This window comes from Pseudomonas sp. HT11 (assembly GCF_044875395.1).
GTDB lineage: Bacteria > Pseudomonadota > Gammaproteobacteria > Pseudomonadales > Pseudomonadaceae > Aquipseudomonas.
In genome coordinates, this window is record NZ_CP173217.1 from 5,351,647 (window position 1) to 5,376,305 (window position 24,659).

Here is a 24,659-nt window from a genome sequence, read left to right on the forward strand (position 1 = left end):
CTCGCGGTAAAACATGCTCTATTGCCTGCTCGGCCGTCCATGACGAACCGAGCAAGCGCTTGCAAAACGACTAAAATCAACATTCGAGACACGCTATACCCAGCCATGGCGGGCTGTTGCAGTTTGCACCCCCGCCAAGTTGGGCCTCGACAACCGGGAGTGGCGCACCCCGAATCTATCTGGTAAGTTCGCCCGCTTGCAGCCGCAGGGCCGGCAGGTGTCGGTGACGTTGCAATCCTGCGCAATGGATTAGAAGAGTGAGAGGCGGTCTATTCATGTCCACCCAAGCAAAGCAACAGCAGCAGAGCCTCAGTGGCTTCACACCTTACGTCGAAACGAAAGGTGAGGAGTACATGGGCAAGCCCATGCGCCAGCACTTCACCAAGATCCTGCAAAAGTGGAAGCAGGACTTGATGCAAGAGGTCGACCGCACCGTTGACCACATGAAGGACGAAGCCGCCAACTTCCCGGACCCGGCAGACCGTGCCAGCCAGGAAGAGGAATTCGCCCTCGAACTGCGCGCCCGTGATCGTGAACGCAAGCTGATCAAGAAAATCGACAAAACGCTGCAACTGATCGAAGACGAGGAATATGGCTGGTGCGAATCCTGCGGCGTCGAGATTGGTATTCGCCGCCTGGAAGCCCGCCCAACCGCGGACCTGTGCGTAGACTGCAAAACCTTGGCTGAAATCAAGGAAAAACAGGTCGGCAAGTAATCCTGCCGGGCTGAACGAATGGGGCGTGCAAACGCCCCATTTTTGTTTCTGGCGTTTACCGATTTTCCAGTAGTATCCGGCCCATGACAGCCTCTACCTATATTGGGCGTTTCGCCCCCACGCCCAGCGGCCATTTGCATTTCGGCTCGCTGGTTGCCGCCCTCGCCTCCTACCTTGATGCCCGCGCCAACCACGGCCGCTGGCTGATGCGCATGGAAGACCTCGACCCACCGCGTGAAGAACCCGGCGCCCAGACGGCGATCCTGCACGCCCTGGAAAGCTACGGCTTCGAGTGGGATGGCGAACTCGTCCGACAAAGCGAGCGGCATGATGCCTACGCCAAAGTCCTCGACGGCCTGTTCAACCACGGCCTGGCCTACGCCTGCACATGCTCGCGCAAACAGCTGGAGCCCTACCACGGGATTTACCCGGGTTTATGCCGCAATGCCGGGCACGATCAGCACCACGCGGCCATTCGCCTGCGCGTACCCGAGCTGGAATACCACTTTACCGACCGCGCACAGGGCGAATTCCGACAGCACCTGGGCCGCGATGCAGGCGATTTCGTCATCCGTCGCCGCGACGGCTTGTATGCCTATCAATTGGCCGTCGTGCTCGACGACGCCTGGCAAGGTGTAACCGACATCGTGCGCGGCGCCGACCTGCTCGATTCCACGCCACGCCAGCTCTACCTGCAAGAACTGCTGGGCCTGCGCCAGCCGCGCTACCTGCACGTGCCCTTGATCGTGCAGCCGGACGGTAACAAGTTGGGCAAAACCTACCGTTCCCCGCCGTTGACACCGGACCAGGCCACGCCTTTGCTGTTAAGGGCATTGCGCGCCCTCGGCCAGCCCGCCGGCGCTGAACTGCTGCACGCCAGCCCACGGGAACTGCTCGATTGGGGCATTGCGCACTGGGATGCAACCCTGATCCCGCGCACACTCACGCTGGCCGAAGCGCAATTGCGCTGAAGGCGCTTGCAGCTTGCCAGCCATCCGTTACCATCGCCGCAGTTTTTTAATCAGAGGCCAACATGTACATCTATCGATTGGTCCTGCTGCTGGTCGTCGGGATCTACCTGTTTTCCCCCGCCATCATGGATTGGTGGATCGACGCCACGGGCGCCTGGTATCGCCCTTATCTGCTGTGGCTGATCCTGATCGTCGTGACCTTCATCCTGCAGAGCCAAAAAGATGCCGATGAGCTTTAGCCTCACCCAGATGCTGCTGATCAGCGCCGCCTACCTGGCCGCGCTGTTCGCCGTGGCCTGGATCAGTGAGCGCGGAATGATTCCGCGGGCGATCATTCGCCATCCGTTGACCTACACCTTGTCCCTGGGCGTTTACGCCAGCGCCTGGGCGTTTTATGGCACCGTGGGCCTGGCCTATCAGTACGGCTACGGCTTTCTGTCCAGTTACCTTGGGGTGTCCGGCGCATTCCTGCTGGCGCCAGTGTTGCTGTACCCGATCCTGAAAATCACCCGTACCTACCAGCTGTCATCCCTGGCGGACCTGTTTGCCTTCCGCTTTCGCAGCACCTGGGCCGGCGCGCTGACCACGATTTTCATGCTGCTCGGCGTGTTGCCATTGCTGGCCCTGCAGATCCAGGCCGTGGCAGATTCCATCAGCATCCTGACCCGTGAGCCCGTGCAACATCGCGTCGCCCTGGCCTTTTGCGCGCTGATCACGCTGTTCACGATTTTCTTCGGTTCGCGCCATATCGCCACCCGTGAAAAACACGAGGGCCTGGTGTTTGCGATTGCCTTTGAGTCGGTGATCAAGCTGATCGCCATCGGCGGCGTCGGCCTGTATGCGCTGTATGGCGTGTTCGACGGCCCGCAACAGCTGGAGCTGTGGCTGCTGCAAAACCAGACCGCCCTCGCCGCCCTGCACACGCCGTTGCAGGAAGGCCCATGGCGCACGCTGTTGCTGGTGTTCTTCGCTTCGGCGATTGTGATGCCGCACATGTACCACATGACCTTCACCGAGAACCTCAATCCGCGCTCATTAGTGAGTGCAAGCTGGGGCTTGCCGCTGTTCCTGCTGCTGATGAGCCTGGCGGTGCCGCTGATCCTGTGGGCCGGCCTCAAGCTGGGCGCAACCACCAACCCGGAATACTTCACCCTCGGCGTCGGTATTGCCGCCAACAGCAAATCCCTGGCGTTGCTTGCTTACGTCGGCGGTTTGTCGGCGGCCAGTGGCTTGATCATCGTGACCACGCTGGCGCTGTCGGGCATGGCGCTCAACCACCTGGTGTTGCCGCTGTATCAGCCGCCGGCCGAAGGCAACATCTACCGCTGGCTGAAGTGGACGCGCCGCGCGCTGATCGTCGCGATCATCATGGCCGGTTATGGCTTCTACCTGTTGCTGGGCGCCGGGCAAGACCTCGCCAACCTCGGCATTGTTGCGTTCGTTGCCACCTTGCAGTTCCTGCCGGGCGTGTTGTCGGTGCTGTACTGGCCGACCGCTAATCGCCGCGGGTTTATCGCCGGCCTGCTGGCGGGGATTCTGGTGTGGATCGTTACTATGCTGCTGCCGCTGGTCGGCAACCTGCAGGGTTTCTACATTCCGTTGCTGAACATGATTTACGTGCTGGACGACACCAGTTGGCACATGGCCGCCATCGCTTCATTGGCTGCCAACGTCTTGATGTTCACCTTGATCTCGCTGTTCACCAACGCCAGCCCCGAAGAAACCAGCGCCGCCGAAGCCTGCGCGGTGGACAACGTACGCCGCCCGCAACGCCGCGAGTTGCATGCCGCCTCACCCCAGGAGTTCGCCACTCAACTGGCCAAGCCGCTGGGTGCGAAGGCCGCGCAAAAGGAAGTCGAACAGGCACTGCGCGACCTCTACCTGCCGTTCGACGAGCGCCGCCCGTATGCGCTGCGACGCTTGCGTGACCGTATCGAGGCCAACTTGTCCGGGCTGATGGGGCCAAGCGTGTCCCAGGACATGGTCGAAACGTTCTTGCCCTACAAGGCTGGCGGCGAAAACTACGTCACCGAAGACATTCATTTCATCGAGAGCCGGCTGGAGGATTACCACTCGCGCCTCACCGGCCTTGCCGCCGAACTCGACGCGCTGCGCCGCTACCACCGCCAGACCCTGCAGGAACTGCCGATGGGCGTGTGCTCCCTGGCCAAGGATCAAGAGATCCTGATGTGGAACAAGGCCATGGAAGAATTGACCGGCATCGCCGCCCAGCGGGTAGTGGGTTCGCGCCTGAACACCCTGGGCGATCCGTGGAAAGAACTGCTGCAGGGCTTTATCAACCTGCCCGACGAGCATTTGCACAAGCAGCACTTGGCGCTCGACGGCCAGACGCGGTGGCTCAACCTGCACAAAGCGGCGATCGACGAACCGCTGGCACCCGGCAACAGCGGCCTGGTGCTGCTGGTGGAAGACTTGACCGACACGCAAATGCTCGAAGACAAGCTGGTGCACTCAGAGCGCCTGGCCAGCATTGGTCGTTTGGCGGCAGGCGTGGCCCATGAGATTGGCAACCCGATCACCGGTATCGCCTGCCTGGCGCAGAACCTGCGGGAAGAGCGCGAAGAGGACGGCGAAATCACCGAAATCAGCGGGCAGATCCTTGAGCAGACCAAGCGCGTTTCACGCATCGTGCAGTCGTTGATGAGCTTCGCCCATGCCGGCGCTCATCAGAATCAGGACGAGGCCGTGTGCCTGGCCGAAGTCGCGCAGGATGCCATTGGGCTGCTGGCCTTGAACCGGCGCAATTTCGAAGTACAGTTCTTCAATCTGTGCGACCCGGACCACTGGGTCGACGGCGATTCCCAACGCTTGGCGCAGGTGTTGATCAACTTGCTGTCCAACGCCCGTGACGCGTCCCCGCCGCACAGCGCGGTACGCGTCAAGAGCGAGGCTTTCGAGCACACGGTCGATCTGATCGTGGAGGATGAAGGCAGCGGTATTCCACAGAACATCATGGACCGATTGTTCGAACCTTTCTTCACCACCAAGGACCCGGGTGAAGGTACCGGTCTGGGCCTTGCACTGGTCTATTCCATCGTTGAAGAGCATTATGGACAAATCACCATCGACAGCCCGGCTGACACCGAAAGCCAACGCGGCACCCGTATTCGGGTGACCTTGCCGCGTCATGTCGAAGCGACGTCCGCTGTGAACTGAGACCGTCGAGAGAATTGAATCAATGCCGCACATTTTGATCGTCGAAGACGAAACAATTATCCGCTCTGCCTTGCGTCGCCTGCTTGAACGTAATCAGTATCAGGTCAGCGAAGCCGGCTCGGTGCAGGAAGCCCAAGAGCGATTCAGCATTCCCACGTTCGACCTGATTGTCAGCGACCTGCGTTTGCCGGGCGCGCCAGGCACCGAGCTGATCAAGCTTGGCCAGGGCACGCCGGTGCTGATCATGACCAGTTACGCCAGCCTGCGTTCGGCGGTGGACTCGATGAAGATGGGCGCGGTGGATTACATCGCCAAGCCTTTCGACCACGACGAAATGCTGCAAGCCGTGGCCCGCATTCTGCGCGACCGTCAGTCGGCCAGCAGCGCGCCCGCCGAACAGCGCCCCGCCGGCAAGACCGCGAGCGGTGCGGACAAGCCTGGCGTCAACAACAGCAATGGCGAAATCGGCATTATCGGCTCCTGCCCACCGATGCAGGACCTGTACAGCAAGATTCGCAAAGTCGCGCCCACCGACTCCAATGTATTGATTCAGGGCGAGTCGGGCACCGGTAAAGAACTGGTCGCACGCGCGCTGCACAACCTGTCCAAGCGCGCCAAGGCGCCGATGATTTCGGTGAACTGTGCGGCGATCCCTGAATCGCTGATTGAGTCCGAACTGTTCGGCCACGAAAAAGGCGCGTTTACCGGCGCCAGCGCCGGGCGTGCGGGCCTGGTCGAAGCGGCGGACGGCGGCACCTTGTTCCTCGACGAAATCGGCGAACTGCCGCTGGAAGCCCAGGCGCGCTTGCTGCGCGTGTTGCAGGAAGGCGAAATTCGCCGCGTAGGTTCGGTGCAATCGCAAAAGGTCGATGTTCGCCTGATCGCCGCGACCCACCGCGACCTCAAGAGCCTGGCCAAGATCGGCCAGTTCCGTGAAGACTTGTATTACCGCCTGCACGTGATCGCCCTCAAGCTGCCGGCGCTGCGTGAGCGTGGTGCCGACGTCAACGAAATCGCCAGCGCCTTCCTGCTGCGCCAGAGCGCGCGGATCAACCGTACCGACCTCAAGTTTGCCCCGGACGCCGAGCAGGCGATTCGTCACTATTCGTGGCCGGGTAACGTGCGAGAGCTGGAGAACGCGGTCGAGCGCGCGGTGATTCTGTCGGAGAGCCCGGAGATTTCTGCCGAGCTGCTGGGCATCGACATCGAGTTGAGTGACCTGGAAGACGACGACTTCATCGGCCTGGCCCCACAACAGGGCGGCGGTAGCAATACCAGCCACGAGCCGACGGAAGATTTGTCACTGGAAGATTACTTCCAGCACTTCGTCCTTGAGCACCAGGACCACATGACCGAGACCGAGCTGGCGCGCAAGCTGGGCGTGAGCCGCAAGTGCCTGTGGGAACGGCGCCAGCGCCTGGGCATTCCGCGACGCAAGACCGGCGTGGCCAGCGAGAGTTGAGGGTGCGCCCCCACAGGTAACACCCTCAGATGTGAAAAAACTGTTACCGCTGAATTTTCACGTAACAAAAGCCGGGGCTTACGGTAACGAAGCCCCGGCTTTTTTTCGCCCCCGAAAACGCCGAAAGCGCCTCAAACCCCCGGTTTTGCTGGGCGGCACAAAAGTTGGCACGCACCCTGCTATATGCTTAGTACAAAAACAATAACAAGCTCAGTACCCGACAATAAAAATAAGACGTATCGACTCACGCACAATAAAAACAACACGGCGGAGGCGCAGCTAACTGATTCTTTTGGAGAGGCGTTGCATTTGGGGCTTGCCCCGCAACCAGGCCGAGAACAACAAAAACTGCCCTAAGGCAGAGCCTGAACTGGTTGGATCGTAGATCAGCAACACAGCGACCAAAGCAATCCGTTTGCTCTTGACTCCCGATTGGGAGTGTCATGAAGGTGAAGCTTCATGGCGAGGGCGATCAACAAAAACAAGAAGCCCGAAATCAATAATAAAAATAGAGCACGCAACTACTTCTGGGGGAGCTTCGGCTCCCCTTGTAGTTTCCGGCATTTGGCCGGTTCCCCTGTCTTTTAAGCTTATGGCGCAAGGCCTGCAGCTTGTTCCTACACCATCCCTCGACTAAATGCTAGAATCCCCGCCCATCATGCGGTCATTCTTCGTTATGGCCGAACATTCCTTCAAACAGTGCATCCCATGCTGAAGAAGTTGTTCCAGTCATTCCGTTCTCCCTTGCGTCGTACGCAACACATTCGCAGCACGCCTGAAGTGCTTAACAGCAATCAGCATTCATTGCAGCGTGCTCAATTCAGCCGCTATGCGGTGAACATCGTCGAACGTTTGCAGAACGCCGGCTACCAGGCTTATCTGGTGGGCGGCTGTGTACGTGACATGATGCTCAATATCACGCCCAAGGATTTCGACGTCGCCACCAGCGCCACGCCCGAGCAAGTGCGTGCCGAATTTCGCAACGCGCGAATCATCGGTCGCCGGTTCAAGTTGGTGCATATCCACTTCGGCCGCGAAATCATCGAGGTCGCCACGTTCCGCGCCGGCCACCCGCAAAACGATGAAGAGGAAGACACCAACCAGTCTTCCCGCAACGAAAGCGGCCGCATCCTGCGCGACAATGTCTATGGCACCCTGGAAGAAGACGCGCAACGCCGCGACTTCACCATCAACGCCTTGTATTACGACCCGGTCAGCGAGCGCATCCTCGATTACGCCAATGGCGTACACGACATTCGCAACAATCTGATCCGTTTGATCGGCGACCCGACGCAGCGCTACCAGGAAGACCCGGTGCGCATGCTGCGAGCGGTGCGTTTTGCCGCCAAGCTGAATTTCGGTATCGAGAAACACACGGCCGCGCCGATTCGCGACCTGGCGCCCATGCTGCGGGAAATTCCTTCGGCACGCCTGTTCGAAGAAGTGCTCAAGCTGTTCCTCTCGGGGTACGCCGCCGACACTTTCGAAATGCTCGTCGACCTGCAGTTGTTCGACCCACTGTTCCCGGCCAGCGCCGAGGCTCTGGAATACAACCCGACGTACACCCACACGCTGATCAGCGAAGCCTTGATCAATACCGACCTGCGCATCAAACAGAACAAACCGGTGACCCCGGCGTTCCTGTTTGCCGCCCTGTTGTGGCCGGCCCTGCCCAAACGCGTACTGCGCCTGCAGGACCGTGGCATGCCGCCGATTCCTGCCATGCAGGAAGCTGCGCACGAGCTGATCGCCGAGCAATGCCAACGCATCGCCATTCCGAAACGTTTCACCCTGCCGATCCGCGAGATCTGGGACATGCAGGAGCGCCTGCCACGGCGCAGCGGCAAACGCGCCGACCTGCTGCTGGACAACCCGCGCTTCCGTGCTGGCTACGACTTCCTGCTGCTGCGCGAAAGCGCCGGCGAGCAAACCGACGGCCTGGGCGAATGGTGGACCGACTACCAGGACGCCAACGACAGCCAGCGCCGCGACATGATTCGTGACCTTGGCAGCAAAGGTGATGGCGCCAGCGATGGGCCGAAGAAGCGTCGTCGCAGCTCCAGCAAGCGCAAACGCACGTCTGCCGATGCCTCGGGCGCTGCAGGCGAATAAACGTGGAACGTATCTACATCGGTATGGGCAGCAACCTCGCTGCCCCGGACCAGCAATTGCGCAGCGCCATTGCGGCGTTGGCGTTATTGCCAGGCACCGCCCTCGTCGGTGTGTCCGACTTCTATCAGAGTGACTCCCTGCTCCCCGGTCAGCCGCGCTATACCAATGCGGTCGCGGCCTTGGACAGCAGCCTTGCGCCACTGGCGCTGCTCGATGCACTGCAAGCCATCGAAAACGGCCAGGGCCGCGAACGTCTCGAGCGTTGGGGCCCGCGTACGCTGGATCTGGATATCCTGCTGTTTGGTGATCGCCTGATCGACGAGCCGCGCCTCAAAGTGCCTCACTACCAGATGCACCTGCGCGCGTTCGTGCTGTACCCGCTGGCCGAACTGGCTCCCGCCGAGCTGCAACTGCCCGACGGCCGAACGCTCGCAGAGCTGTTGAAGGCCTGCCCGTTTGTCGGCCTGGAACGGCTTTCTACCGTCTGATGCAGCCCCTGTGGGAAAACGAGCTTGCTCGCGAATGCGGTGAACCAGTACCCACCGCATTCGCGAGCAAGCCCGCTCCCACATTTGATCTCGCAGGCCATCAAAAGCGGTCTTCTACGTGCTGAATCGCGTCAGTAACAGCGGTAACACCGCCATCGTAACAATGCGGTAACACATCCAATTGACTTCCCGAGTCCTCATCACGACTATAGGCGTCCCGCTGCCGCCAACCCGGCGCTGAAGGGCGCAATCCAGGCCTTATAAGCACTGCTCTCAAGACGGTGCGCCTGTATAAACGAAGACTCACGCGCGTTACTCGCTGTTTCCAAGCGCCTGAACGAGGACCCTTTTCATGCCAGACATTACCCTGACCACCTTGCAGAGCCTCAAGCTCAAAGGTGAAAAAATCACCATGCTGACGTGCTACGACGCCACCTTCGCCCACGCCAGTTGCCAGGCCGGTGTCGAAGTGCTGTTGATAGGCGACTCGCTGGGCATGGTTCTTCAAGGGAATGACAGCACCCTGCCCGTCACCACCGATGAACTCGCCTACCACACCGCCAGCGTCAAGCGCGGTAACGATGGCGCTTTCATCATCGCCGACCTGCCGTTCATGGGCTACGCCACGCTGGAACAGACCTTTCAGAACGCCGGCAAACTGATGCAGGCCGGCGCGCACATGATCAAGGTCGAAGGCGCCGTATGGCTGGCCGAGTCGATCCGCCTGCTGGCCGAGCGCGGTGTGCCGGTGTGCGTGCACATGGGCCTGACGCCACAGTCAGTGAACATCCTCGGCGGTTACAAGGTACAAGGCCGCAATGAAGCCCAGGCGCGTCAGATGCGCGCGGATGCCATCGCCCTGGAACAAGCCGGTGCCGCGATGATCCTGCTCGAATGCGTACCGAGCGAATTGGCGGCAGAGATCACCCAGGCAGTCAAAGTGCCGGTAATCGGCATTGGCGCGGGCTCTGCCACAGACGGCCAGGTTCTGGTCTTGCATGACATGCTCGGCCTGTCGCTGACCGGGCGTGCACCCAAGTTCGTGAAAAACTTCATGGCAGGTAAAGACAGCATTCAGGCCGCGTTGAGCGCTTACGTCGACGAAGTCAAAGCCGTTACTTTCCCAGGCGCCGAACACGGATTCTCTGCATGAACACCGTTAAAACCGTACGAGAACTGCGCGCTGCAGTCGCCCACGCGCGCAGCGCCGGCAAGCGCATTGGCTTTGTGCCCACCATGGGCAACCTGCACAGCGGCCACGCCACCCTCGTGACCAAGGCCGCCCAGCAATCGGATTTCGTGGTGGCGAGTATCTTCGTCAACCCGTTGCAGTTCGGTGCCGGCGAAGACCTGGACAAATACCCGCGCACCCTGGCTGCCGATCAGGAAAAACTGCTGCAAGCCGGTTGCAACCTGCTGTTCGCGCCCACCGTCGAAGAAATGTACCCCGGCGGCATGACCGGCCAGACCCGCGTCAGCGTCCCGCAACTGTCCGAAGGCCTCTGCGGCGCCAGCCGCCCCGGGCACTTCGAAGGTGTCGCGACGGTGGTCAGCAAGCTGTTCAACATGGTCCAGCCGGATATGGCCGTGTTTGGCCAGAAGGATTATCAGCAACTGGCAGTGATTCGCGCCATGGTGCATGACCTGAACATGCCCATCCAGATCATCGGCGAGCCCACCGTGCGTGCCGCTGACGGTCTCGCGCTGTCCTCGCGCAACGGCTACCTCAGCGAAGAGCAACGCGCCATCGCGCCGGTGCTGTACCGCAGCCTCAGCCAGATTGCCGCCGCCATCAAAGGCGGCGACCACGATTTCGCCAAGCTGCGTGCCGAGCAGATCCAGCAGATCGAAGCGGCCGGATTGCGCATGGATTACCTGGAAGTGCGCCAAGGTGTGCACCTGCGTCCCGCCACGCCAGAGGATCGCGATGTAGTGATCCTGGTGGCCGCGTATTTGGGCGCCACACGCCTGATCGACAACCTGCACCTGACGCTGGCCTGACCTCGCCTTTTCTCCCTCAAAAAAGCGCGCTTGTTGCCCTCCCCGCTGTGCCGGTATAAAAAAGTACCGGCTACAGCGCAGACAAAGCCAAGACATATCGACACGCTAGGTTTAATGTAAACGCCCTGTGCCATTGTTGGCGCTGACCGGAACCCAACGCCTGATGAAAGACTGGACGTTCCGGATTTAGAAGTGTCCTAAAGGCAAGTCCCCGTAATAAAAAGGAAACCCGCAGCGATGGCGTATTACCGCACTCCTCATGACGTTACCGCTCTGCCCGCTTGGCAAGCGCTCGATAAACATCGCCAAGCCATGCAGGATTTCAGCATGCGCGACGCATTCAATGCCGATCCCCAGCGCTTTTCCCAATTCACCTTGAGCAGCTGCGGGCTTTTCCTCGATTACTCGAAAAACCTCATCACTGCCCAAACGCGCGCCTTGCTTGTCGACCTGGCCAATGAAGTCGGGCTTAAAGACGCGATCAACGCGCTCTACGCCGGCGAGCCGGTCAACTCCTCCGAAGGCCGTCCGGCCCTGCACACCGCACTGCGTCGCCCGGTTGGCGACAAGTTGTCGGTCAACGGCGTGAACATCATGCCGGACGTGCACAAGGTGCTGAACCAGATCACCGACCTGGTCGGCCGCATCCATGATGGCCTGTGGCGCGGTTACACCGAGAAGCCGATCACCGACGTGGTGAACATCGGCATCGGTGGCTCGTTCCTCGGCCCGGAGCTGGTCTCCGAAGCGCTGTTGTCCTACGCCCACAAAGGTGTGCGCTGCCACTACCTGGCGAACATTGACGGCAGCGAGTTCCACGAGTTGACCCAGAAGCTGCGCGCCGAGACCACGCTGTTTATCGTCTCGTCAAAATCCTTCAACACCCTGGAAACCCTGAAAAACGCCCAGGCCGCCCGCGACTGGTACCTGGCCCAGGGTGGCTCGGAAGCCGAGCTGTATCGCCACTTCATCGCCGTCTCAAGCAACAACGCCGCGGCCGTGGCCTTCGGTATCCGCGAAGAAAACATCTTCCCGATGTGGGACTGGGTGGGCGGGCGTTACTCGCTGTGGTCGGCCATCGGCTTGCCGATTGCCCTGGCGATCGGCATGTCCAACTTCAAGGAACTGCTGTCCGGTGCCTACACCATGGACCAGCATTTCCAGAACGCCCCATTCGAAGCCAACATGCCCGTGCTGCTGGGTCTGCTGGGCGTGTGGTACGGCAATTTCTGGGGTGCGCAGAGCCACGCGATCCTGCCGTACGACCACTACCTGCGCAACATCACCAAACACTTGCAACAGCTGGACATGGAATCCAACGGCAAGAGTGTGCGCCAGGATGGTACGCCAGTGTCCACCGATACCGGCCCGGTCATCTGGGGCGGCGTAGGGTGCAACGGCCAGCACGCCTACCACCAGTTGCTGCACCAAGGGACCCAATTGATTCCGGCCGACTTCATTGTGCCGATTGTCAGCTTCAACCCGGTGTCCGACCACCATCAGTGGCTGTACGCCAACTGCCTGTCCCAAAGCCAGGCACTGATGCTCGGCAAAACCCGCAGCGAAGCCGAAGCCGAGTTGCGTGAGAAAGGCGTTGCCGAAGCCGAGGTGCAGAAGCTGGCCCCGCACAAGGTGATCCCGGGCAACCGTCCGAGCAACACCATTGTGGTTGAACGCATCAGCCCGCGCCGCCTGGGCGCACTGGTGGCTATGTATGAACACAAAGTGTTTGTACAAAGCGTGGTCTGGGGTATCAACGCCTTCGACCAATGGGGCGTGGAGTTGGGCAAAGAGCTGGGCAAGGGCGTGTATAACCGTCTGACCGGCGCCGAAGAAACCTCGGCCGAGGATGCTTCGACCCAAGGCCTGATCAACTACTTCCGCGGTCGTCACCGCGGCTGAAGCCGGTACACCAAGGCCAACGTCCGTTTGGACGTTGGCCTTGAACCCTCCCACCACTGCGTGCATCTTTATGACTTGTCGCCAAAACAAGAATAAGGACCGCTCATGTTCGATATCAGCACATTCCCCAACGCCGATGCCGTCCGCCAGGCCGCGCAGCTCAGTCAAGCCGACTACCAGCGCCTCTATCGCCAATCCATCGAGCAACCCGACACTTTTTGGGCAGAACAGGCCAACAGCTTTCTCGACTGGATCAAACCCTGGCACACCGTCCAGCATTCAGACATTCACACCGGCGCCGCCCAATGGTTTGCCGGCGGCCAACTGAACGTCAGCTACAACTGCATCGACCGTCATCTGGCGCAACGCGCCGACCAGCCTGCCTTCATCTGGGAAGGCGATGATCCGACACGGTCTGCAAAAATCACTTACCGCCAGCTCCATCAAAACGTCAGCCGCCTGGCCAATGTGTTGAAAAGCCGTGGCGTGAAAAAAGGCGACCGCGTGTGCATCTACATGCCAATGATCCCGGAAGCCGCCTACGCAATGCTGGCCTGCACACGCATTGGCGCGGTGCACTCGGTGGTTTTTGGCGGGTTCTCACCGGACGCCCTGCGTGACCGTATTCTCGACGCCGACTGCCGCACCGTGATCACCGCCGATGAAGGCGTGCGCGGCGGTAAACCGGTGGCGCTGAAAAAGAATGTCGACAAGGCCCTGGCCAGCTGCCCGAACGTCAGCACAGTGCTGGTGGTGGAGCGCACCGGCGCTGACCTTGCCTGGCACGAAGGCCGCGACCTCAAGTACCAGCAAGCGCTGGATGCCGCCAGCGACGACTGCCCGCCCGAGCCCATGGACGCCGAAGACCCGCTGTTCATCCTCTACACCTCCGGCAGCACCGGCAAACCCAAAGGCGTGCTGCACACCACCGGCGGCTACCTGCTGCAAGCGGCGATGACCTTCAAGTACGTGCTCGATTACCGCGACGGCGAAGTGTTCTGGTGCACCGCCGACGTGGGTTGGGTGACCGGCCACAGCTACATCGTGTACGGTCCGCTGGCCAATGGCGCCACCTCGCTGATGTTCGAAGGCGTGCCGAGCTACCCGGACAGCTCGCGCTTCTGGCAAGTGATCGACAAACATCAGGTGAACATCTTCTACACCGCGCCCACCGCCCTGCGCGCCCTGATGCGTGAGGGTCATGGGCCACTGGAGAATACCTCCCGCGCCAGCCTGCGCCTGCTGGGCAGTGTCGGCGAGCCGATCAACCCCGAAGCCTGGGACTGGTACTTCAACGCCGTCGGTGAACAACGCTGCCCAATTGTCGATACGTGGTGGCAGACCGAAACCGGCGGCATCATGCTCAGCCCCCTGGTCAGCGCCCAGCGGATCAAGCCCGGCTGCGCAACCCGGCCAATGTTTGGCGTGCAGCCGGTGCTGTTGGATGAGCAAGGCAAGCCAATCAACGGCGCCGGCAGTGGCGTGCTGGCGATCAAGGCCAGTTGGCCTGGGCAGATTCGCAGCGTCTACGGCGACCCGCAGCGTATGATCGACACCTATTTCAAACCCTACCCTGGCTACTACTTCACGGGCGACGGCGCACGCCGCGATGAAGACGGCGACTACTGGATCACCGGGCGCATCGACGATGTGATCAACGTGTCCGGCCACCGCATCGGCACTGCCGAGGTGGAAAGCGCGCTGGTGCTGCATGACCGAGTGGCCGAGGCTGCGGTGGTGGGCTATCCCCACGACGTCAAAGGCCAGGGAATTTATGCCTTCGTCACGCCCATGAATGGCGTTGAACCCAGCGATGCGTTGAAGAAAAACCTGCTTGAGCTGGTCAGCAAGGAAATCGGCAGCTTTGCCAAACCGGAACTGATCCAATGGGCGCCGGCCTTGCCGAAAACCCGCTCCGGCAAGATCATGCGGCGGATTCTGCGCAAAATCGCCTGCAACGAACTGGACAGCCTGGGTGACACCTCGACCCTGGCCGACCCCAGCGTCGTGGATGGCCTGATCGACAAACGCCTGAACCGCTAGGAACCCTCGAGTCGCCATGGAATTTATCCGCAGCCGTATCGAAACCCAGCTGATGAGCCTCACCGGCCTGTCGCTGGGCCAGCTGGACCTGGAAAACCCCAAGGGCGATCCAGGCCTGTTCGGGCCGGACTCGGTCAGTTGGCAAGTCCATGGCGATTTCAGCAGCATGCTGATTGGTGGGATCAGCGCCTTGATGCTGCAAGCCTTGCACCCGTTGGCCCTGGCGGGTGTGTGGGACCACTCGAATTTTCGCCAGGACATGCTCGGGCGTTTGCGGCGCACCTCGCAGTTCATTTCCGGGACCACGTTCGGCTCGCGCAAAGACGCCGAATGGCTGATCGAAAAAGTGCGCACCATTCACCTGCAAGTGACGGGGCACGCCCCGGACGGGCGACCTTACGCGGCCAGCGATCCGGCGTTGCTGACGTGGGTGCATGTGGCGGAGGTCAGCAACTTCCTCGCGGCCCACCTGCGTTACTGCAACCCGCGCCTTTCGGGTCGGGATCAGGACCGCTACTACAGTGAAATCGCGTTGGTGGCCGAACGCCTGGGCGCGCGGCATGTTCCGCGTTCACGGCAGGAAATTTCGGATTACCTGGCGCGCATTCGTCCGCAACTGCTGTGCGACGAGCGCAGCCGCGAGGTGTTGCGTCTGCTGCTCAATGCACCCTCACCCAGCACGCTGGCCAAACCTTTTGGTGCGCTGATGATGCAGGCCGGGATCGACTTGCTGCCCGACTGGGCGAGCAGCCTGCTCGAGCAACACCAAAGCCCGCTGCAACGGCAAATGATCCGCGCCGGGGTCAAGCGCAGTGCGCCGTTGCTGCGCTGGGCGATGCGCAATGGCTCGGTGCAGCGTGCCCATCGGCGGATGGGGTTGATGTAGGCCGGCGCCTATAGCTGTTAAACTCCGCGCCCCATTTACAGCAAGGCGCGCTCCATGACTTCCTTGAATCAGGCGCTGCGCGCCGCCCTCGATTACCGCCAAGACCTGATCCACGAGTTGCATGCCCAAGGCACTGACTGCTACCGCTTGTTTCATGGCAGCCAGGAAGGTGCCGGCGGCCTGACTATCGACCGTTACGGCCCACAGTTGCTGGTGCAGAGTTTCCACCAATCCCTGGAAACAGCCGACCTTTTGGACCTGCACCAGCTGATCAACCAGTTCATGGGCCTGGAATTGCTGCTGGTCTACAACGACCGCTCCCGTGGCAACTCGCGGATCGACCGTGAAGACACGGTGTACCGCGCCGAGCCTGCCGCGCTGGTAGACCTGGTGGGCCATGAATGGGGCCTCAATTATCGTGTGCGTGGGCGCCATGCCGGGCAAGACCCGCTGCTGTTCCTGGACCTGCGCAACACCCGCGGCTGGGTCAAGGCGCACAGCGCCGGCAAGAGCGTGCTCAACCTGTTCGCCTACACCTGCGGCGTCGGCCTGAGCGCGGCGGCCGGTCGCGCGCGTGAGGTGTGCAACCTGGACTTCGCCGAGGGCAACCTGGCAGTCGGTCGCGAAAACGGCCTGCTCAACCCACAATTGCCAACCATGCAATTCGTGCAGTCCGACTACTTCCCGGCGATTCGCCAACTGGCGGGCTTGCCGATCACTCAACGTCGCGGGCAGAAACTGCCGAGCTATCCACGCTTGGACCAGCGCCAATATGACCTGGTATTGCTCGACCCACCGGCATGGGCCAAGAGCGCCTTTGGCACCGTTGACCTGTTGCGTGACTACCAAAGCCTGCTCAAGCCTGCGCTGCTCGCGACGGCCGACAATGGCGTGCTGATCTGCTGCAACAATTTGGCGAAAGTCAGCATGGATGACTGGCGCGAACAGGTGCTGCGCTGCGCTGAGAAAGCCGGTCGCCCGATACGCGACTGGCAAATCATGACACCGGGTGCCGACTTCCCTTCCCAGGACCTGCAGCCACCGTTGAAAACCCTCATCCTGCAGCTGTAGTACTTTTCCCAAGCGGCCCGGTGCTTCGGAACCGAAATCCCGTGCCATACTCCAAGGCACTCCTGTTCGACATAGATGGCGTCACTCATGCCCAAAGGATTGATCCGCGCCGCTGGCGCCTTGTTGACCGCCCTGGCTCTTTACAGCTTGCTGGGTTTTCTGATTTTGCCGGGCATCGCCCTTCGTATTGCCAATCAACAGCTGGCCCATTACGCCACGGTGCCGGCACGCATCGAGCGTATCGAACTCAATCCGTTCAGCCTGGAAGTGACAGCCTGGGGCTTGAAAATCGGCGAACCGGGCAAAGAGCAAGTGGGTTTCGAGCGTCTCTACGCCAACCTGCAGATCGACAGCCTCTGGACTCGCGCCCTGCACCTGGCCGATGTGCAACTCGACCACCCCAAGACCGAGCTGCTGTTCGACAAATCCGGCCAACTGAACCTGGCGCAGTTGTTCAAGCTGCCGCCGAGCGAGCCGACCCCGGCCGATCCCGACGCCAAGCCATTCCCGCTGCGCATCGACAGCATCAAGCTAGCGGGCGGCTATGTGCATTTTCGAGACCTGCGTCCCAGCGAACCGATCGAATTCCTCTACGACAAACTCGACTTTGAACTCAAAAACCTCAGCACCTTGCCGGAAGACAACGCCGACATGACGCTGGTGGCCGCCGGCCCGGAGGGTGGGCAAATCGACTGGAAAGGCAATTTCAGCCTGGTGCCGATCACCTCCAAGGGCACGCTGAAAGTCACCGACGGCAAGATGAAGGCCTGGTGGCCGTATGTTCGTGATGCCTTGCCGCTCGTGCTGGAAGACGGTGTGCTGAATTTCAGCACCAACTACACATTCAGCCTGGCCAAAGAAACCGAACTGAACCTGACCAACACCGCCGCCAGCATTGCGCCATTTGCTATCAAGGCGCCCGATGGCCGCCCATTGGTGCGCCTGGAACGCTTGGACGTCAGTGACACCACGGTGGACCTGGCCAAGCAGCACGTGGTGGTCGGCAAGATTCGCAGCAACAAGCTGGAAACCTGGGCCGCCCGCGAAGCCGATGGGCAACTGGATTGGCAAAAACTGTTCGCCAGCCAACCGAGCAAACCGGCCAAGGCGCCCGAGCCCGCCAATGCGCCGGCAACGGCCGACTCGCCAAAGGCTGAACCGGCCGCGCCTGGCAAGCCCTGGCAAGTAATGCTCAAGGATGTGCAGCTGCGTAACTATCAGGTGCACCTGGCCGACCGTCAGGCCAAACCTGCGGTAGCGCTGGAACTGGGCCCCTTGAACGTCGATGTGCAGAACTTCGACAGCCTCAACCAAAGCCCGTTTACCTTGAAGGTCGACTCCGGCCTGGGTAAACAAGGCAAGATCCAGGCAACCGGCGAGGTCAATCTCAACCCGGTCAGCGCCAAACTCAAAGTGAATACCCAGGACATCGACCTGCGGGTTGCTCAGTCCTATATCAGCCCGTTCATTCGGCTGGAACTGCGCAGCGGCATGTTGGGCAGCAACCTGGATGTGAACCTCAAGAGCACCGAGCCTTTGGCGCTTCAGGTCACCGGCCGCGCTCAGGTCGACCAATTGCACACCCTGGACACGCTCAAGACCCGCGACTTCCTCAAATGGCAGCGCCTGGTGCTCGAAGATGTCAATTATCAACACGGCGACAGCCTGTCGATCGACAAGGTCAACCTGCTGCAACCGTACGCGCGCTTCATGATCAATGATGACCGCACCACCAACATCGATGACCTGTTGATCCCGCAGCCGGCCGACAGTGGCGCCAAATCGGCAGCCAAGCCGGCGGCCAGTAAAGACAAGCCGCTGGGCATCCATATAGGGCAGATCGCGATCAATGACGGCTCGGCCAACTTTGCCGACTTCAGCCTTACGCCCAACTTTGCCACGGCCATTCAACAGCTCAACGGGCAGATCGGCACCATTGACAGTCGCCAAGCCAAACCGGCCAGCGTCGACATCAAGGGCAAGGTGGATCGCTATGCGCCAGTGACCATCAAAGGCAGCGTGAACCCGTTTGATCCGATGGCGGCGCTGGATATCGCCACCAGCTTCAAACGCGTCGAGTTGACCACGTTGACGCCGTATTCCGGCAAGTTCGCCGGTTTCCGCATCCGCAAGGGCCGGCTCAACCTGGACCTGCATTATGTGATCACCAAAGGCCAGTTGAAGGCTGAAAACAAGGTGGTGGTTGAGCAACTGCAACTGGGTGAGAAAGTCGACAGCGCCGACGCCGTGGATTTGCCGATTCGCCTGGCCATCGCCCTGCTCAAGGACTCCGACGGCAAGATCTCCATCGAACTGCCGGTCACCGGCGACCTGAACAACCCGCAATTCAGCGTGATGCCGATTGTCTGGCAAACCCTGCGTAACCTGGTGGTGCGCGCGGCGACGGCGCCGTTCAAGTTCATCGGTGGGCTGGTCACGGGTGGAGGCTCGGAAGACTTGGGCAATGTGTCGTTCACCCCAGGCTCCAGCGAATTGAACAAAGACGCTCAAGGCGCGCTGAATACCCTGGCCAAGGCACTCAAAGAGCGCCCTACCCTGCGCCTTGAAATCGAAGGCACGGCGGCTGCCAGCAGTGACGGTCCCTTGCTCGCTGCCGAGCGACTGGAACGTGAATATCAATACAACTACTACAAGATACTGCAGCGCCGTGGCGATAAGGTTCCGGCCCAGGCTTCGCTGCTGGTCGTCCCCGAGAAGGAAAAAGCGCCGTTGCTGGAAGGCATCTACCGCACCCGTCTGAAACAACAACCGCCGGCCGAGTGGAAAGACCTGAGCAGCGATGAACGCACCGCGAAGCTGCGTGACGGGCTGATCAAGTTCTGGGGCGCCAGTGATGTACTGCTGCGTCAACTGGGGCAAGACCGAGCCAGTGCCATCAAGGATTACCTGGTGGACAAGGGCCAACTGGAAGATGACCGGGTGTACTTCATCGATGCCAACCTGGGGCAGGCGGAGAAGGATGGCCGGGTGGTAACCCCAATGCATCTGGATGCTGAGTAACACCTGAGACACCCATCCAAATGTGGGAGCTGGCTTGCCGGCGATGCAGACACCTCGGTCATTCAGTTGAATCGAGGTGATGCTATCGCAGGCAAGCCAGCTCCCACATTTGTTTGTGCTCGGCCTGGGGTTTTGTTTGCGCCCAGAATAGAACAGGCCCCGACACAAGTGCCGGGGCCTGTAATGACCACATCCGTGTGGTCGGTCGCATGAACTCCAGAGGTGCCTTGGGTGGATATCTAACTCACCCTAAGCCGCCGCTATTCAGTTCAGACGAACAGTTAAGCGTTACTCTGCTTTCAGGCCATCGGCCGATACAGCTTTAACGCCTTTGATTTTCTTGGCGATATTCACCGCGGTGGTTTTCTGTGCTTCAGTCACAGCGACCGAAGAGGACAGAGAAACTACGCCTTTGTTGGTTTCGACTTTGATGTCGGTGCCAGGAATGCCTTTCTCGGTTACCAGGTCAGCTTTCACTTTGGTGGTGATCCAGGTATCGGAAGTGGCGCCCTTGGCGTCAGCTGCTGCGCCTTTGGTTTTGTCGACGTTGTCGGCTTTAGTTGCGCCGCCTGCCAGCAGGCCGTCAGCAGAAACAGCGGTCACACCTTTGATGCGCTTGGTGATTGCTACTGCAGTGGCTTTCTGCGAATCAGAGATCGCTACGGTCGACGACAGGGAAACCACACCTTTGTTGGTTTCAACCTTGATGTCCGAACCAGGAATGCCTTTCTCGGTCAGCAGGTCAGCTTTGACTTTGGTGGTGATCCAAGTATCCGAAGTGGATTCTTTGGCTTTGGTCACTTCGCCAGCAGCCATGGTCATTGGAGCTTGGGAAGTCTGAGCAAAGGCCACGTTAGCACCCATGGCCAGGGTCAGAGCGGTAGCAGTAGCGAGAGCGAACTTCTTCATACGAGTAACTCCTGTTTTATTGAAAGTCTGCAGTGGGTAAACCTTGATGCTGCAGCGTTACCAGGATTATTGCAGGCAGTGTGCCAAGTTAGATTTTCGAATTAAATCCTTATAAAACAATAACTTATAAAAATGACCAATTTTCGGAATCGTGCAACTTGCATGAAGAAGGCCGTCCTTGCATGCAAGTTGCGGCTTTTGGGATTTACTAAGCTTCTGATTTATCGGCATTTTCCTAAGCGCATAAAAAAAGGACTCCGAAGAGTCCTTTTTTTCAGCGTGAGGCCGGGGTAATTAAACGCCCGAAGCCTTGGCTGCTGCTACGTCCTTGATGGACAGCTTGATACGGCCGCGGTTGTCCACGTCCAGTACCAGCACTTCCACTTCCTGACCTTCTTTCAGAATGTCGGTCACTTTCTCAACACGAGCGTCGCTCAGCATGGAGATGTGCACCAGACCGTCTTTGCCCGGCAGGATGTTGACGAATGCGCCGAAGTCGACGATGCGCTCAACTTTACCGACGTAGATCTTGCCGATCTCGGCTTCTGCGGTGATACCCAGAACGCGCTGACGTGCAGCTTCTGCAGCTTCTTTGGTTTCGCCGAAGATCTTGATCGAGCCATCGTCTTCGATGTCGATCGAAGCCTTGGTCTCTTCACAGATCGCACGAATGGTCGCGCCGCCTTTACCGATAACATCACGGATTTTGTCGGTGTCGATTTTCATCGCGATCATGGTCGGAGCATTTTCCGACAGCTCGGTACGCGACTGACCAATGATCTGGTTCATCTGGCCGAGGATGTTCAGGCGCGCTTCCAGGGCTTGGCCCAGAGCGATTTCCATGATCTCTTCGGTGATGCCCTTGATCTTGATGTCCATCTGCAGCGCGGTAACACCTTTAGCGGTACCGGCTACTTTGAAGTCCATGTCGCCCAGGTGGTCTTCGTCGCCCAGGATGTCGGTCAGGATGGCGAACTTCTCGCCTTCTTTAACCAGGCCCATGGCGATACCAGCAACCGGTGCCTTCATCGGCACACCAGCGTCCATCAGCGCCAGGGAAGCGCCGCAGACCGAAGCCATGGAGCTGGAACCGTTGGACTCGGTGATTTCCGACACAACACGAATGGTGTACGGGAAAACGTCGGCGGCAGGCAGCATGGCTGCAATCGAACGACGGGCCAGACGGCCGTGACCGATTTCGCGACGACCAGCGCCACCCATGCGACCACACTCACCTACCGAGAACGGAGGGAAGTTGTAGTGCAGCATGAACGGGTCTTTTTTCTCGCCTTCCAGGGTGTCCAGCAGCTGTGCGTCACGGGCGGTACCCAGTGTTGCAACAACCAGAGCCTGGGTTTCACCACGGGTGAACAGAGCAGAACCGTGAGTCTTCGGCAGAACGCCGACTTCGATGTTCAGCGGACGTACGGTGCGCGTGTCGCGACCATCGATACGCGGCTTGCCGTTAACGATGTTTTCGCGAACGGTGCGGTATTCGATTTCACCGAAGGCAGCTTTGACGTCGCTGGAAGAAGGCTGGCCTTCTTCGCCGGACAGCTTGGCCACAACCTGCTCCTTCAGCTCGCCCAGGCGAGCGTAGCGGTCGGCCTTGACGGTGATGGTGTAGGCGTCGGAGATTGCAGCGCCGAACTCGGAGCGGATCGCACCCAGCAGTTCAGTCGCTTCAGCCTGTGGAGCCCAGGTCCAAGTCGGCTTGGCAGCTTCGGCAGCCAGTTCTTTAACAGCGTTGATCACAACCTGGAACTCGTCGTGAGCAAACAATACCGCGCCCAGCATCTGGTCTTCGGTCAGCTCTTTGGCTTCCGATTCAACCATCAACACGGCTTCCGACGTACCGGCAACGACCATGTCCAGGCTCGACGCTTTCTGTTGTTCGTAAGTCGGGTTCAGCAGGTAGCCGGTGCTTTCGTGGAAAGCAACGCGAGCTGCGCCGATCGGGCCATCGAAAGGAATACCGGAGATGGCCAGGGCAGCCGAAGTACCGATCATCGCAGCGATGTCCGGATCGGTCTTCTTGCTGGTGGAAACGACGGTGCAGACAACCTGCACTTCGTTCATGAAGCCTTCTGGGAACAGCGGACGGATCGGACGGTCGATCAGTCGGGAAGTCAGGGTTTCTTTTTCGGAAGGACGGCCTTCGCGCTTGAAGAAACCGCCAGGGATCTTACCGGCAGCGTAAGTCTTTTCCTGGTAGTGAACGGAAAGAGGGAAGAAGCCTTTGCTTGGGTCAGCGGTCTTGGCGCCAACAACGGTCACCAATACGGTGACGTCGTCGTCAACGGTGACCAGCACTGCGCCGGAGGCTTGACGGGCGATACGGCCTGTCTCGAGGGTAACGGTCGACTGACCGAACTGGAATTTTTTGATAACCGGGTTCACGGTGTCCTACCTTCTTTGTGGCTCTTGGGGAACTTGTCTTCTTGCGAAATTCTTGGGCAATGCCGGGAATCGGCCCGACGCTCGTCCAGGGTAAAACGTGTATCCAGATAAAACTTGAGGCTGGAAGCCTGCCATGGGCCAGCGGGAATCCCACTGACACACGGCAGACAACCAACCTCTAGCGCAATCGCTGATTAGCGACGCAGACCCAGGCGACCGATCAGAGCCTGATAACGACCCAGATCCTTGCCTTTCAGGTAGTCCAGCAGCTTACGGCGCTGGTTTACCATGCGGATCAGACCACGACGGGAGTGGTGATCTTTACCGTTGGCCTTGAAGTGACCTTGCAGCTTGTTGATGTTGTGGGTCAGCAGTGCAACTTGCACTTCTGGCGAACCAGTGTCACCAACAGCTTGCTGATAGTCAGCTACGATTTGTGCTTTTTCTTGAACGTCGAGAGCCATGAGGCAATCCTTTTTTCAGGAAACCACCCAAAGGGTGATCTCAACAGGCCAGGGACAAATCCCTGTATCTAAAAATGAGTGTTGACCGTGCCTGTTAACAGCCACACTCGTTCGGTCATTCTGACCGAATCAGTCGACGCGGCGCGATGCGCCCGTCTTCGCTCACTTCACCGATACCGATGAAGCGACCGTTATGATCCTGTACCCGCACCATACCGAACTTCGGAGCGTCCGGGGCACGTACCGGCTGGCCGTTGAGCCAGTAGAACGCGCTGTGCTCCGAGAAGTGCAGCAATGGCCAATCCAGCAAACCGCTGTCCGATGGCATCAGGAAGCGATCAACTGCTTCATTGCCGCCTTCGGCGTGTACTGCTTCCAACTCTTCCAGCGTGACCGTCTGGGCCAGGCTGAAAGGACCGGCCTGGGTGCGTCGCAGTTCTGCAACGTACGCGCCGCAACCGAGCTTTTCACCAATATCTTCCACCAGGGTACGGATATAGGTGCCTTTGCTGCAGTCCACGGCCAAGCGGGCAGTGTCGCCTTCATGGGCGAGCAATTCCAAGCGCGCAATAGTAACAGAACGCGGTTCGCGCTCCACTACTTCGCCCGCACGTGCCAGCTTGTACAGAGGCTGGCCATCACGCTTGAGGGCCGAGTACATCGGCGGTATCTGACTGATTTGCCCACGAAAACCGGGTAAAGCAGCCTCAATATCAGCACGACCAACGGTCACGTCGCGAACCTGCAGAACATCACCTTCAGCATCGGCCGTGGTGGTGGTCTTGCCCAGTTGCATCAGGGTTTCGTAACCCTTGTCGGAATCGAGCAGGTATTGCGAGAACTTGGTCGCCTCACCAAAGCACAACGGCAGCACGCCGGTGGCCAGGGGGTCGAGACTGCCGGTATGCCCGGCCTTCTCGGCATTGAGCAGCCAGCGAACTTTCTGCAAGGCAGCATTGGAGGTAAAGCCAATGGGCTTGTCGAGCAGAATAATGCCGCTGACGTTGCGACGGATACGTTTGACCTGAGCCACCGC

At 59.7% G+C, this 24,659-nt stretch carries 18 protein-coding genes; 14 read left to right on the forward strand and 4 right to left on the reverse strand.

The genetic code is table 11. The features are described from left to right. Positions 1-275 precede the first annotated feature (275 nt). The 14 genes from dksA (at position 276) to ABWL43_RS24835 (ending at position 19,850) form a co-directional block, all read left to right on the forward strand. Positions 276-716, forward strand: a complete 441-nt coding sequence (gene dksA / locus ABWL43_RS24770; RefSeq protein WP_034100675.1) for an RNA polymerase-binding protein DksA — start codon at positions 276-278, stop codon at positions 714-716. An 83-nt stretch (positions 717-799) separates the two neighbouring features. Then, positions 800-1,687 carry a tRNA glutamyl-Q(34) synthetase GluQRS gene (gene gluQRS, locus ABWL43_RS24775; RefSeq protein ID WP_404485013.1) on the forward strand — a complete coding sequence of 296 codons (888 nt, stop codon included), beginning with the start codon at positions 800-802 and terminating at the stop codon, positions 1,685-1,687. Between the two features lie 62 nt (positions 1,688-1,749). Then, on the forward strand, positions 1,750-1,926 hold the full coding sequence (locus tag ABWL43_RS24780) for a hypothetical protein (RefSeq protein WP_003176118.1): 177 nt from the start codon (positions 1,750-1,752) through the stop codon (positions 1,924-1,926). After that, positions 1,910-4,864, forward strand: coding sequence for a sensor histidine kinase (locus ABWL43_RS24785; RefSeq protein WP_162530298.1), 2,955 nt, complete (start codon positions 1,910-1,912; stop codon positions 4,862-4,864). Before ABWL43_RS24780 ends, ABWL43_RS24785 begins: the two co-directional genes overlap by 17 nt. A 22-nt stretch (positions 4,865-4,886) precedes the next feature. Continuing rightward, the gene (locus tag ABWL43_RS24790) at positions 4,887-6,326 is read left to right on the forward strand and encodes a sigma-54 dependent transcriptional regulator (RefSeq protein ID WP_145162098.1); all 1,440 of its coding nucleotides are present in this window, start codon (positions 4,887-4,889) and stop codon (positions 6,324-6,326) included. Positions 6,327-7,034: 708 nt separating this feature from the next. Next, complete coding sequence (locus tag ABWL43_RS24795; protein WP_145162099.1) at positions 7,035-8,438, forward strand: polynucleotide adenylyltransferase PcnB; 1,404 nt, start codon at positions 7,035-7,037, stop codon at positions 8,436-8,438. Between the two features lie 2 nt (positions 8,439-8,440). Continuing rightward, a complete protein-coding gene (gene folK, locus ABWL43_RS24800; protein ID WP_262208926.1) occupies positions 8,441-8,926 on the forward strand; it encodes a 2-amino-4-hydroxy-6-hydroxymethyldihydropteridine diphosphokinase in 486 nt (161 codons plus the stop codon). Positions 8,927-9,278: 352 nt separating this feature from the next. Then, complete coding sequence (gene panB, locus ABWL43_RS24805; protein ID WP_145162101.1) at positions 9,279-10,079, forward strand: 3-methyl-2-oxobutanoate hydroxymethyltransferase; 801 nt, start codon at positions 9,279-9,281, stop codon at positions 10,077-10,079. After that, positions 10,076-10,927, forward strand: a complete 852-nt coding sequence (panC, locus tag ABWL43_RS24810) for a pantoate--beta-alanine ligase (protein ID WP_242200423.1) — start codon at positions 10,076-10,078, stop codon at positions 10,925-10,927. Before panB ends, panC begins: the two co-directional genes overlap by 4 nt. 237 nt (positions 10,928-11,164) lie before the next feature. After that, positions 11,165-12,829, forward strand: coding sequence for a glucose-6-phosphate isomerase (gene pgi, locus ABWL43_RS24815; RefSeq protein ID WP_404485020.1), 1,665 nt, complete (start codon positions 11,165-11,167; stop codon positions 12,827-12,829). A gap of 105 nt (positions 12,830-12,934) precedes the next feature. Next, a complete protein-coding gene (acs, locus tag ABWL43_RS24820) occupies positions 12,935-14,872 on the forward strand; it encodes an acetate--CoA ligase (protein WP_404485023.1) in 1,938 nt (645 codons plus the stop codon). 16 nt (positions 14,873-14,888) lie between these two features. After that, positions 14,889-15,758 carry an oxygenase MpaB family protein gene (locus ABWL43_RS24825; RefSeq protein ID WP_404485026.1) on the forward strand — a complete coding sequence of 290 codons (870 nt, stop codon included), beginning with the start codon at positions 14,889-14,891 and terminating at the stop codon, positions 15,756-15,758. Between the two features lie 54 nt (positions 15,759-15,812). Continuing rightward, entirely contained in the window at positions 15,813-16,829 is a 1,017-nt protein-coding gene (locus ABWL43_RS24830) for a class I SAM-dependent rRNA methyltransferase (protein WP_404485028.1), read from the forward strand. A gap of 87 nt (positions 16,830-16,916) precedes the next feature. Beyond that, entirely contained in the window at positions 16,917-19,850 is a 2,934-nt protein-coding gene (locus ABWL43_RS24835; protein ID WP_404485030.1) for a DUF748 domain-containing protein, read from the forward strand. Positions 19,851-20,138: 288 nt separating this feature from the next. Here the strand turns inward: ABWL43_RS24835 and ABWL43_RS24840 are convergent, their stop codons facing one another. From ABWL43_RS24840 to truB, 4 genes are all read right to left on the reverse strand, one after another. After that, entirely contained in the window at positions 20,139-20,759 is a 621-nt protein-coding gene (locus ABWL43_RS24840) for a BON domain-containing protein (protein WP_119741050.1), read from the reverse strand. A 294-nt stretch (positions 20,760-21,053) separates the two neighbouring features. Next, complete coding sequence (gene pnp, locus ABWL43_RS24845) at positions 21,054-23,159, reverse strand: polyribonucleotide nucleotidyltransferase (protein ID WP_119741048.1); 2,106 nt, start codon at positions 23,157-23,159, stop codon at positions 21,054-21,056. Between the two features lie 194 nt (positions 23,160-23,353). Further along, positions 23,354-23,623 carry a 30S ribosomal protein S15 gene (rpsO, locus tag ABWL43_RS24850; RefSeq protein ID WP_003176135.1) on the reverse strand — a complete coding sequence of 90 codons (270 nt, stop codon included), beginning with the start codon at positions 23,621-23,623 and terminating at the stop codon, positions 23,354-23,356. Between the two features lie 115 nt (positions 23,624-23,738). Beyond that, positions 23,739-24,656 (reverse strand): tRNA pseudouridine(55) synthase TruB, encoded by a 918-nt coding sequence (gene truB, locus ABWL43_RS24855; RefSeq protein ID WP_106579253.1) that lies wholly within the window; start codon positions 24,654-24,656, stop codon positions 23,739-23,741. Positions 24,657-24,659 lie beyond the last annotated feature (3 nt).